At 60.3% G+C, this 11,375-nt stretch carries 9 protein-coding genes; 5 read left to right on the top strand and 4 right to left on the bottom strand.

Annotated features, from left to right (window positions below; genetic code table 11):
* Nucleotides 1–24: 24 nt before the first annotated feature.
* Nucleotides 25–702 (bottom strand): DUF542 domain-containing protein, encoded by a 678-nt coding sequence (locus tag GNX18_RS13095; protein WP_166218654.1) that lies wholly within the window; start codon nucleotides 700–702, stop codon nucleotides 25–27.
* A 429-nt stretch (nucleotides 703–1,131) separates the two neighbouring features.
* Between GNX18_RS13095 and GNX18_RS13090 the strand changes: the two genes are divergently transcribed.
* Nucleotides 1,132–1,578 (top strand): Rrf2 family transcriptional regulator, encoded by a 447-nt coding sequence (locus GNX18_RS13090; protein WP_166218652.1) that lies wholly within the window; start codon nucleotides 1,132–1,134, stop codon nucleotides 1,576–1,578.
* Between the two features lie 9 nt (nucleotides 1,579–1,587).
* Here the strand turns inward: GNX18_RS13090 and GNX18_RS13085 are convergent, their stop codons facing one another.
* The 3 genes from GNX18_RS13085 to GNX18_RS13075 form a co-directional block, all read right to left on the bottom strand.
* Complete coding sequence (locus GNX18_RS13085; RefSeq protein ID WP_166218650.1) at nucleotides 1,588–1,884, bottom strand: hypothetical protein; 297 nt, start codon at nucleotides 1,882–1,884, stop codon at nucleotides 1,588–1,590.
* A 152-nt stretch (nucleotides 1,885–2,036) separates the two neighbouring features.
* A complete protein-coding gene (locus tag GNX18_RS13080; RefSeq protein ID WP_166218648.1) occupies nucleotides 2,037–2,420 on the bottom strand; it encodes a SirB2 family protein in 384 nt (127 codons plus the stop codon).
* 27 nt (nucleotides 2,421–2,447) lie between these two features.
* Nucleotides 2,448–4,301: an ATP-binding protein gene (locus GNX18_RS13075; protein WP_138237145.1), complete on the bottom strand. Its 1,854-nt coding sequence runs from the start codon at nucleotides 4,299–4,301 to the stop codon at nucleotides 2,448–2,450.
* Nucleotides 4,302–4,598: 297 nt separating this feature from the next.
* Here GNX18_RS13075 and GNX18_RS13070 point away from each other — a divergent pair, with 297 nt between their 5' ends.
* From GNX18_RS13070 to narI, 4 genes are read left to right on the top strand one after another with little or no spacing between them, the layout of a single operon-like run.
* Nucleotides 4,599–8,360 carry a nitrate reductase subunit alpha gene (locus tag GNX18_RS13070; protein WP_166218646.1) on the top strand — a complete coding sequence of 1,254 codons (3,762 nt, stop codon included), beginning with the start codon at nucleotides 4,599–4,601 and terminating at the stop codon, nucleotides 8,358–8,360.
* Nucleotides 8,357–9,904, top strand: a complete 1,548-nt coding sequence (gene narH / locus GNX18_RS13065) for a nitrate reductase subunit beta (protein WP_166218644.1) — start codon at nucleotides 8,357–8,359, stop codon at nucleotides 9,902–9,904. Before GNX18_RS13070 ends, narH begins: the two co-directional genes overlap by 4 nt.
* 22 nt (nucleotides 9,905–9,926) lie before the next feature.
* Nucleotides 9,927–10,664: a nitrate reductase molybdenum cofactor assembly chaperone gene (gene narJ / locus GNX18_RS13060; protein WP_166218642.1), complete on the top strand. Its 738-nt coding sequence runs from the start codon at nucleotides 9,927–9,929 to the stop codon at nucleotides 10,662–10,664.
* 9 nt (nucleotides 10,665–10,673) lie between these two features.
* Entirely contained in the window at nucleotides 10,674–11,369 is a 696-nt protein-coding gene (narI, locus tag GNX18_RS13055; protein ID WP_166218640.1) for a respiratory nitrate reductase subunit gamma, read from the top strand.
* Nucleotides 11,370–11,375 lie beyond the last annotated feature (6 nt).

The following is an 11,375-nucleotide window of genomic DNA, read 5'->3' as shown; positions in this document are numbered from 1 at the left end:
CCCATGTTGTGTGTTCGGTTGAACTTATGCCGCCAGGTGGCGTGCAAACAGAATGTCGTTTTCCAGTTGGATGTGTTTTTGCAGATCGCGTTTGAACGCCTGCAGCCCCGTGTACAGTCCGCGCCAGCTGTTGCAGACACCGTCCGGTGTAGTGATGGTGTCGGTGAGTGCGTCGATGCGCTCAATGGCCGCGGTGTGGTCGTCGTGTTCACCCAGCATCACCCGGATAGGCCCACCGGCCATGGCACCCTGGCCGCGACTCAACATCGGAAACAGGATCAGCTCCTCTTTCTGCATGTGCTGCTCTAGCTCCACGGCCATGTTGCGCAGGTGATCGGCGAGGCCGATGGGGCAGGCGGGGTGCTCGAAGTGGGTGTGCTCCACTTTTTGCGCGAGGTGCACCAGGTCCCGCAGTTGCCGGCGGTGCACTTCGTGGTAGCGCTGCAACAGGTGTTCGATCAGCTCGTGGTCGTCGGCCTCGTGCCAGTTTTTTTCGTCGCGCTCGGCCACCGGCTGGGCGATCAGGGTATGCAGCTCGCCCAGTAGTTGGTCCCGATCGAGACGGGGGGTATCACCGGCAAATATCCCGCGCAGGGTCTTGTTCCCGCCGCAGCAGGAGGAAAGGTTGTGACGATTGAACAGCGCCGTGGCGCCGGGCAGCTCCCGGGCGAGTGTGGCGATGGGGATATCCAGTAGATCCATACTTTCTCCTTGTGCGCCGCGGGGCGCGGTGGGTGGAAGGTTGCGGGAGATGGCCGTCAGTCCTCAAAAAAGATGTATTTAATTTGCATCTTTTTGTGCGAGTGTACGCCTGTGGTTTAAAGATGTAAAATAAATACATGTTTTGTTGGCGGCTATTTGTGGGTATGCGATGAACAGAAAGCGCGACACGCCAGATCGGCACCGGGCATCGACGCTGGCGACCCCGCGCTACCGGCACCTTTACGTGATATTGGCCTGGTGTTGTCTGGCGCTCGGAGTCCGTCCGCTGCTCTTGCTGGGGGTGGCGTTACTGTTTTGCGCGGTGCTGGGTTTTATCTGGCGCCTCCCCACGACCATTGAATCTGGATTGGGCACTTCGCCTCAGGAACGGAAATAACCCGGATCAGAAAATTCCGGGCAGAGACACTTATGCACATTACCCGTTACACCGATTACTCACTGCGTGTACTGATCTACCTGGCCGCCAACGACGGCAAACTCTGCACTATTGGTGAAATAGCCAAGAGTTACGACATTTCCAAAAACCACCTGATGAAGATCGTCCAGGACCTCAATGCCCGGGGCTATCTATTGGCGGTTCGCGGAAAAAACGGCGGGCTCCGCCTGAATGCGGATACAGACACCATCAATATCGGGTCGTTGGTACGGACCTTTGAGCAGGGCAGCAAACTGGTGGAATGCTTCGGCAGCGACAACCAGTGCGCGATTACCCCGGCCTGCCAGTTGAAGGCCATGTTTGCCGAGGCGATGGAAAATTTTTTTCGCACCCTGGATGCCTACACCCTGCAGGACCTGGTGGGCGGGAAGCGCAAGGCGGCGGTGCAGGAGCTGCTTTTTATCAACGCCGCGTCGTGAATAAGGGATTCAGGCGGTTTTGATCAGCCCGTTGGCAGCAATGGCGCGATAGATTTTCTGGCACAGGCGGCCGAATTTGTTGACGTCGCCGAGGGTGGGAATTTCACCGCGGTCCAGTTTCTGTTCCCAGTCCACGATTTCCCCATCCAGCAGTTCCAGCAGTTTTTTCGCACAGCCCTTGCAGGGACCGGCGCAGAGTTCGGCGGCGGGCATGGTGAACGGCAGCGTGTCGCGCGCCTGTTTGATGATCTGGCGGATTGCGGTGCGGGTATCCGGTTTTGCCGAGGGTCTGGTCTCCGGGTTCATCGGCGACTCCATTTGTGTAATTTCTGCGGCACAAGGATGTGCCGCAGTCTGACGCGAGCCCTGAAATACAACAAAATCCACGCATCTTTGCCGGTATTTCAAGGGCGACAATCAAATAGTTCACGACGAAATATTTGATTGCCGGTTAATAGTCAGCCAATGGGCAGGACGCGTTTGCTGATGGCTGCGGAAATGATGAACATGAAACACACCGCCGCCGCGGTGGTGAACGCGAGACAGCGTGACAGCTGTTGCGGTGAGCTGCGTAGCGCCGCAGCCCCGCACATCACATATCCCACCAGCGCCACCAGCTTCGCCTGCAGCCAGGGCTGGGTAAGCGGTATCCACTGCCACATCCACAGCAACCCGATGGCGCTTGCCAGCAGCGCGGTATCGAGCAGGTGTGGCAGCGCGCGCGCGGCGCGATGTTTGATCCAATTGGCATTCCCCGGGTGTGCGCCGATGCGCAGCGCGAGGCCAGTGCCGGAGAGCAGCGCCAGAGTGATGTGCAGGGTTTTCAGGGTCGGGTAATCCACGGAACTTCTCGATCGGGTTGCGGTGTGTCAGGCATGCCAGTGCAGCTTGCGCTCGCGCGCATAGTCCGGGGTGAAGTGAAACTGCACCGCGGTGCCGCCTTCGGCGCGTTGGCAGATTTCGATGGAGCCTGCCAGGCTGTGGGCGCGCTCGCGCATGATCGACATGCCGAAGTGATCGCGCTTCTCCGGGGATTCGCCGATACCGATACCATTGTCCTCCACGTGCACGTGGATCTCACCGTAAAAATCCATGTTCAGGCGGATCTTGATGTGATCGCCGTGGGAGTGGTACACCGCGTTCTGTGAGGCTTCACGCACCAGCTGCAGAAGATGGATTTCCTCCTGCGGAGTGAGCGGCACTTCCGCCAGGTTGTACTCCAGTTCGATGCCGATTTCCGGGTGTTGCTCGCGGTAGTGCTCGATCGCTTTCAGCAGCGCGCCGCGCAGACCGCCGTCGGCAATCTGCAAGCGGAAGGTGGTGAGCAATTCGCGCAACTGGCGGTAGGAATTCTGCAAGCCGCGCTTTAGTTCCTCGATGATTTCGCTGATGTCCTCCCGGCTGGTGTCCTCGGACTTGTTGCAACGGTTGAGGCGTGCCACCTGGATTTTCAGGTACGACAGCGACTGCGCCAGTGAGTCGTGCAATTCGCGCGCGATGATGCTGCGCTCATCCAACAGTGCCGCGCGCCGCTCCTGCTCGCCACGCTCGCGCAAGGTGCTGGCGGTGGTCAGCGCATTGGCAAACGCACTCAGGTGCTGTACCTGTTGCCACGGCAGCTTCTGCCCCGGGGGCTGGCTGCACACCAGCACCCCGTAATTGCGCGCGCCACTCTCCAGTGGGAAGCGGTAGACGTTGGCCTCGTCCGGCATTTCGATATCACAGCCGCGCGCGCAGCTCTGGCAGTCGACGGTACCACAGGCGGCATTGTCATCGCCGTGTGTCAGGTGGCTGTAGGGCGTGTCGCCCTCCGGGGTCATCAGGCACAAGTCGAGATTATCCAGGCCCGTCACTTCACTGAACTCCTCCAGCCACTGCTGCAGGCCGCTATGACTGATTTCGCCCTCGCTGATGGCACTGGCGAGCCGGAACTGGAAATTCAGAATGCGGTGGCTGTGCTGCAGCTCCGTGGTCTTGATTTTCACGCGTTTGGCGAGATCGCGATGGGTTTCCTCGATCACTTTGCTCATGCCGCTGATGGTGTCCGCGAGCAGGCCGAGCTCGTCGTCACTTTTCAGTTCCAGGTTGTACTGGAAATTGCCGCGCGCGATGTTGGCGCAGCAGTCGGTGAGCTGTTTCAGCGGCTGCTCCACTGAACGCGACAGGGTGAACAGGGACAGGTACACCAGGGTAACCGTGGCGAACAGTGAACCCAGTTGCATCAGTCGCAGCAGTCCCACGGTGGCCTCGGCGGAGTGCTGAAAAGCCAACACCAGCGCATCCACCTCGTCGACAAAATGTTCCGCTACGGCGATGACAGCTTCGTGGTCCGATACCTGTTCACCGCTGGCAATCGCGAGCATGTAGGGGCGGATCTGTGTTTCCCACTGCGCGCGCACGCGCGCGAATTGTTCGGCCCCGGCCTGGCGGTCGTTGCCGTTGAGATCAGAAATGCCACCGATTTTATTGAGCCGGCTGGTCAGTTCATCGGCCGCCAGGCGCGCAGTATCGGGATTGGTGTTGATGGCGCTGGCGGCGAGTTTATAGGCGAGCATGCGCACCGAACCGGACTGGTTGACCGCGGCGGCGTCGTTTTCGGCAGCATCGGAAATAACGTAGGAGGCCACCATTGAGCTGACCGCCACCAATGCAGTGGCGAGCATCAGCGCTCCGATGCGGAACACCACGGATTGACGGATGCGGTTGAAAACTCGAGTGGGCATGGGCAGGCCTCCGAAGGCAACTGGCCTATTCTGCCAAAGGTTGTGGTTAGAGGGAGTACCTCTAATGAGCCATATATCTTCCGCTCAGTGGCAGGCGCGACGGAGGCGGGCGGCCGGCGGCGCGCTTACTGGATTTCCAGCACCGGTCATTCATATTTCCCTACCCACAAAGGGGTAGGGCGGGCCGGTAATACGGCGGAATTGTACCACTTTTGGTGCAGTGCCTCTTCCCGAGACGAAATTTATAGTCGGCCCCAGCTCGCCATTTCTGGCCCGTTTGTTCGTCTTGGAGGCCCCATGAGCCACTTTCTGGATCGACTCAAATATTTCAAAAAACGTACTGAACCCTTCGCCAATGGTCACGGTGAAAAAAACCAGGATGACCGCAGCTGGGAAGATGGCTATCGCCGCCGCTGGCAGTTCGACAAGATCGTGCGCTCCACTCACGGCGTCAACTGTACCGGTTCCTGCAGCTGGAAAATCTATGTGAAGGATGGCCTGGTCACGTGGGAGACCCAGCAGACCGACTATCCGCGCACCCGCCCGGACCTGCCGAACCACGAACCCCGCGGCTGCCCGCGCGGTGCCAGCTACTCCTGGTACATGTACTCTGCCAATCGCCTCAAATACCCCAAGGTGCGCAAGCGCCTGCTGCGCCTGTGGCGCGAGGCCAAGGTACAACACAGCGACCCGGTGAACGCCTGGGCCAGCATCGTCGAGAACCCGGCCAAGGCGAAGTCCTACAAGGAGCGGCGCGGGATGGGCGGCTTCGTGCGCGCGCGCTGGGACGAAGTGAACGAGATCATCGCCGCGTCCAACGTCTACACCGCCAAGGTCTACGGGCCCGACCGGGTATCCGGCTTCTCACCGATTCCGGCCATGTCCATGGTGTCCTACGCCGCCGGCGCCCGTTACCTGTCACTGATCGGCGGCAACTGCCTGAGTTTCTACGACTGGTACTGCGACCTGCCGCCGGCCTCGCCGCAGATCTGGGGCGAGCAGACCGACGTGCCGGAGTCCGCCGACTGGTACAACTCCAACTACCTGATCGTGTGGGGCTCCAACGTGCCCCAGACCCGCACCCCGGACGCCCATTTCCTGAGTGAAGTGCGCTACAAGGGAGCCAAGACCTGCGTCATCACCTCCGACTACTCCGAGTGCTCGAAATTCGGCGACACCTGGCTGGCGCCGCGCCAGGGCACCGACGCCGCCCTGGCCATGGCCTTCGGCCACGTCATCCTGAAGGAATTCCACGTAGACAAGCCGAGCGCCTACTTTACCGAATACGTGCGCACCACCACCGATATGCCGATGCTGGTGACGCTGGTAGAGCGCGATGGCCAACTGGTACAGGATCGCTTTCTGCGCGCCTCCGACCTGGTGGACAACCTGGGCCAGGCCAACAACCCCGAGTGGAAAACCATCGCCATCAACGACGACGGCCGCCTGGTTTCCCCGCAGGGTTCCGTGGGTTATCGCTGGGGTGAAAAAGGGAAGTGGAATATCGAACAGCGCGACGGCGCCGACGGTTCTGAGCTGCAACTGAAGCTCAGTCTGAAAGACTGCGCCGATGACGCGCGCGATGTGGCCTTCCCCTATTTTGGTGGCCAGACCCACGAGTACGACTATTTCCAGCACACCGATCACAGTGACGTGATCCAGCACCGGGTACCGGTGAAAAAAATCGCCGGTGCCGATGGCCGCGACATTCTGGTGGCCAGCGTGTTTGACCTGACGCTGGCCAACTATGGCGTGGAACACGGCCTCGGCGATCCCAACTGTGCATCCAGTTACGACGACGACAAACCCTACACCCCGGCCTGGCAGGAGCGCGTCACCGGCGTCAACCGCAGTGACGTGATCCGCGTGGCTCGCGAGTTCGCCAGCACCGCAGACAAGACCCGCGGCCGTTCCATGGTGATCGTCGGTGCGGCGCTGAACCACTGGTACCACATGGACATGAACTACCGCGGCCTCATCAACATGCTGATGCTGTGCGGTTGTATCGGCCAGAGCGGCGGCGGCTGGGCGCATTATGTCGGGCAGGAGAAACTGCGCCCGCAGACCGGCTGGACCCCGCTCGCCTTCGCTCTCGACTGGCAGCGTCCGCCGCGGCACATGAACGGCACCTCGTTTTTCTACAATCACGCCAGCCAGTGGCGCTACGAAAAACTGGACATGGAGGAGGTGATTTCACCGCTCGCCGACCGGTCCAAGTGGAGTGGCTCCATCATCGACTTCAACAGCCGTGCTGAGCGTATGGGCTGGCTGCCGTCTGCGCCGCAGCTGGGTGTGAACCCGCTGCAACTGGTGCGCGACGCCGAGGCCGCCGGCATGAGCGCGCAGGACTACACGGTGCAGCAACTGAAAAGTGGCGCACTGAAATTTGCCTGTGAAGACCCGGACAACCCGCAGAACTTTCCGCGCAACCTGTTTATCTGGCGCTCCAATCTGTTGGGCTCCTCCGGCAAAGGCCACGAGTACATGCTGCGGCACCTGCTGGGCACTCGCCACGGGTTGATGGGCAAGGATCTCGGCGAGTCCGGTGGCAAGAAACCGGAAGACGTCAGCTGGCGCGACCAGGCCGCCGAGGGCAAGGTGGATCTGCTGGTAACCCTGGATTTTCGCATGTCCACCACCTGCCTCTATTCCGACATCGTCCTGCCCACCGCCACCTGGTACGAAAAGGACGACATGAACACCTCCGATATGCACCCGTTCATCCACCCGCTCAGCAAAGCGGTGGACCCGGCGTGGGAGGCGCGCAGCGACTGGGAAATCTTCAAGGGCGTGGCAAAGAAATTCTCCGAACTTTGCCCTGGTCATCTGGGTGTCGAGAAAGATCTGGTGACCCTGCCGATCCACCACGACACACCCGCAGAAATCGCGCAGCCGTTCGGCGTAAACGCCTGGTGGAAGGGCGAGTGCGATCTGGTGCCTGGCGTTACCGCGCCGAGCCTGGTTGTGGTGGAGCGGGATTTCCCCAACACCTACAACCGATTCACTTCCATCGGCCCGCTGCTGGAAAAACTCGGCAACGGCGGCAAGGGCATCAGCTGGAATACCGATGCGGAAGTGGATTTCCTGAAAAAACTGAACCGCACTTACAGCGAAGATTCTGACCGCGACGGCCGCGCGCGCATCGACAGCGCCATCGACGCCGCGGAGATGATCCTGTCACTGGCGCCGGAAACCAACGGCCAGGTGGCGGTGAAGGCGTGGAAAGCGCTGGGAGAATTTACCGGCCGCGACCACACTCATCTGGCCAGGCCCAAGGAAGAGGAAAAAATCCGCTTCCGCGATATTGTGGCGCAGCCGCGCAAAATCATTTCCTCGCCCACCTGGTCCGGGCTCGAAGACGAACATGTGAGTTACAACGCCGGCTACACCAACGTGCACGAACATATTCCATGGCGCACCATTACCGGCCGCCAGCAGTTCTACCAGGACCACGAATGGATGCGCGATTTCGGCGAGAACCTGTGTGTGTACAAACCGCCGATCAACCTCAAAACAGTGGCACCGGTGTTGAACAAAAAGTCCAACGGCAACAAGGAAATCCTGTTGAACTGGATCACCCCGCACCAGAAGTGGGGTATCCACAGCACCTATTCCGACAATCTGCTGATGCTGACGCTGTCCCGCGGTGGTCCCATCGTATGGATGAGCGAAACCGACGCAAAACTCGCCGGTATCGAGGACAACGACTGGATCGAAATCTTCAACGTCAACGGGGCCATCGCCGCGCGCGCGGTGGTGTCGCAACGGGTGCCGGACGGCATGGCGATGATGTACCACGCCCAGGAGCGGATTGTGAACACCCCGGGGGCGGAAACCACCGGCACCCGCGGCGGTATCCACAATTCAGTAACCCGCGCGGTGATGAAACCCACGCATATGATTGGCGGATACGCGCAGCAGTCCTACGGTTTCAACTACTACGGCACCGTGGGCTGTAACCGGGATGAATTCGTGATCGTCAGGAAAATGAACAAGATCGAATGGCACGACGGTGAAGCCGTGAAAGAGGCCCCGGACACTGCGGAGGTAACACAATGAAAGTAAGAGCCCAGATCGGCATGGTGCTGAACCTCGACAAGTGCATCGGCTGTCACACCTGTTCCGTCACCTGTAAAAACGTGTGGACCTCCCGCGAGGGAGTCGAGTACGCCTGGTTCAATAATGTCGAAACCAAACCCGGCATCGGCTACCCCAAAGACTGGGAAAACCAGGACAAATACCAGGGTGGTTGGGTGCGCAAAAAGAATGGCAAGCTGGAACCCCGCCAGGGCGGCAAGCGCCGTGTGCTGGCAAATATTTTCGGCAACCCCAACATGCCGGAGATTGACGACTACTACGAGCCGTTCGATTTCGATTACCAGACACTGCACAAGGCGCCGGAGCAGAAGCACCAGCCGGTGGCCCGTCCGCGCTCGCTGATCAGTGGCCAGCGCATGGAAAAAATCGACTGGGGTCCCAACTGGGAAGAAATCCTCGGCACCGAATTTGAAAAGCGCAAAAAGGACAAAAACTTCGAGCAGGTGCAGGCAGATATTTACGGTGAATTTGAAAACACCTTCATGATGTACCTGCCGCGGCTGTGCGAGCACTGCCTGAACCCGGCGTGCGTGGCGAGCTGCCCGAGTGGCGCCATCTACAAACGCGAAGAAGACGGCATCGTGCTGATCGATCAGGACAAGTGCCGCGGCTGGCGCATGTGCGTGTCCGGCTGCCCTTACAAGAAGATTTACTACAACTGGAAAACCGGCAAATCCGAGAAGTGTATTTTCTGCTACCCGCGCATCGAGTCCGGCCAGCCCACCGTGTGCTCGGAAACCTGTGTCGGCCGTATCCGTTACCTCGGTGTGTTGCTGTACGACGCCGACCGCATCGAGGAAGCCGCCGCAGTGGAAAATGACAAAGACCTGTACAAGGCCCAGTGCGATATTTTCCTCGACCCGTTCGATCCGAATGTGCAGGAAGCCGCGCGCGCCGAGGGTATTCCCGAGGCATGGCTTGAGGCCGCGCAGAATTCACCGGTGTACAAGATGGCCATCGACTGGCAGATCGCACTGCCGCTGCACCCGGAATACCGCACCCTGCCGATGGTGTGGTACGTGCCGCCGCTGTCACCGATCCAGAATGCGGTGCAGGCTGGGCACGTCGAGACCATCACCGTGGGTCGCAACGCGGAGATTCCGGATCTTTCCAACCTGCGCATTCCACTCAAGTATCTCGCCAATCTGCTCACCGCCGGCGATGAGCAACCGGTGGCGCGCGCACTCGAGCGCATGATTGTGATGCGCGCCTATATGCGCGGCATCCACGTGGACGGGGTGCAGGATCGTGAACTACTGGAGGAAGCCGGTATGAGCGTACAGCAGGTGGAGGAAATGTACCGCTATATGGCGCTGGCCAACTACGAGGACCGCTTCGTGGTGCCTTCCAGCCACAAGGCTTACGCGGAAAATGCCTACGACATCAAGTCCTCCTGCGGTTTCAGCTTCGGCAACGGCTGCGGCACCGGCAACGACAGCGTGAACATTTTCGGTGGCAAGTCCCAGACCGTGCGCCAGGTGATTCCCGCGAAAATGGTCGACTGAGGAGATGACTGTGGAAAACACCATGAGAATTTTGCGGCTGGTATCGCGGCTGCTGGATTACCCGGACGAGGCCCTGTATCGGGGGCTCCCCGAGGTCACTGCATTCCTGCACTCACAGGAGCTTGTCGACAGGGTGCGGGAGCCGCTCCTGCGCTTTGTCGACCATTTCAAACAGTACGACCTGCTCGACTGGCAGAGCGAGTACGACGGCCTGTTCGAGCGCGGCCGCGCCGTCTCGCTGCACCTGTTCGAGCATATTCACGGCGAGTCCCGCGACCGCGGCCAGGCGATGGTGGACTTGATGGCGGAGTACCGCGCGGCGGGGCTGGATCTGGCGGAGCGCGAGCTGCCGGACTTCCTGCCCACCTACCTCGAATTCTGTGCCACCCAGGGTGAACAGGCCCTGGGCTGGCTCGCCGATGTGGGCCACGTGCTGGCACTGGTGGCCGCGCGCCTGCAGGAAAAAAATTCTCCCTACGCCGAGCTTTACGCGGTGCTGATGTCGCTGGCTGAAGTATCGGTGGACATGGAGGCGCTCACACAAAAAGTGCGCGGTGAAGAGCCTGACGACACCCCGGAAGCTATCGACAAGGTGTGGGAGGAGGAGATGGTCACCTTCAGCGCGAACCAGGCGAGCACCTGCGACCAGGCTCTCAGCCGCCCCGATGCCCGGCAATACCGCGACGACAGCGCACTCAACTGGGTGGAGGCGGACGCTGCCAGCACCAGCCCGGCCGCCAACGTTACCGGCGGTCAATAGGAGTTCAGCATGAATTATCTCAATACACTTCTGTTCAGCATTTACCCGTATATCGCCCTCACCGTCTTCCTGCTCGGCAGCCTGGTGCGCTACGACCGCGACCAGTACACCTGGCGTACCGGCTCCAGCCAGCTGCTGGAAGCGCGCCAGTTGCGCATCGGCAGCATCCTGTTCCACGTCGGGGTGCTGGCGGTGCTTGCCGGACACTTTGTCGGCCTGCTCACGCCGAAAGCGGTGTGGCATTTACTCGGCGTCTCCGCCTCTGCCAAGCAGATGCTGGCGATGGGCGCCGGCGGCCTGTTCGGTACCATCTGCTTTATCGGCATGACCATCCTGATCCATCGCCGCCTCACCAACCCGCGGGTGCGCGCCACTTCCTCGCGCATGGATATCGCCATTCTGCTGTTGCTGTATGTGCAGCTGATTCTCGGCCTGCTCAGTATTTTCGTCTCCGCCGGACATCTCGACGGCGAGGAAATGTTGCACCTGATGAGCTGGGCCCAGTCCATCGTCACCCTGAACGGCGGCGCCGCGGCGGCCTCCATCAGCGGTGTGCACTGGATTTACAAGGTGCACGTGTTCCTCGGTATGACCCTTTTCCTGCTGTTCCCGTTCAGCCGCCTGGTGCATGTGTGGAGCGTGCCGGTGCAGTACTTCCGTCGCAATTACCAGGTGGTGCGCGCGCGCCGTGTGAGCGAGCTGTAACCGGCG

Source organism: Microbulbifer sp. SH-1 (assembly GCF_011326135.1).
GTDB classification, from domain to species: Bacteria; Pseudomonadota; Gammaproteobacteria; order Pseudomonadales; family Cellvibrionaceae; genus Microbulbifer; species Microbulbifer harenosus.
The sequence above is the reverse complement of the archived record's forward strand: the minus strand, read 5'-3'. Positions and strand labels throughout refer to the sequence as shown.

What these genes read in the sequence shown, in the direction of transcription:
- GNX18_RS13095 (WP_166218654.1), bottom strand. Translation starts at nt 702, where the DNA reads ATGGATCTACTGGATATCCCCATCGCCACACTCGCCCGGGAGCTGCCC.
- GNX18_RS13090 (WP_166218652.1), top strand. Translation starts at nt 1,132, where the DNA reads ATGCACATTACCCGTTACACCGATTACTCACTGCGTGTACTGATCTAC.
- GNX18_RS13085 (WP_166218650.1), bottom strand. Translation starts at nt 1,884, where the DNA reads ATGAACCCGGAGACCAGACCCTCGGCAAAACCGGATACCCGCACCGCA.
- GNX18_RS13075 (WP_138237145.1), bottom strand. Translation starts at nt 4,301, where the DNA reads ATGCCCACTCGAGTTTTCAACCGCATCCGTCAATCCGTGGTGTTCCGC.
- GNX18_RS13070 (WP_166218646.1), top strand. Translation starts at nt 4,599, where the DNA reads ATGAGCCACTTTCTGGATCGACTCAAATATTTCAAAAAACGTACTGAA.
- narH (WP_166218644.1), top strand. Translation starts at nt 8,357, where the DNA reads ATGAAAGTAAGAGCCCAGATCGGCATGGTGCTGAACCTCGACAAGTGC.
- narJ (WP_166218642.1), top strand. Translation starts at nt 9,927, where the DNA reads ATGAGAATTTTGCGGCTGGTATCGCGGCTGCTGGATTACCCGGACGAG.
- narI (WP_166218640.1), top strand. Translation starts at nt 10,674, where the DNA reads ATGAATTATCTCAATACACTTCTGTTCAGCATTTACCCGTATATCGCC.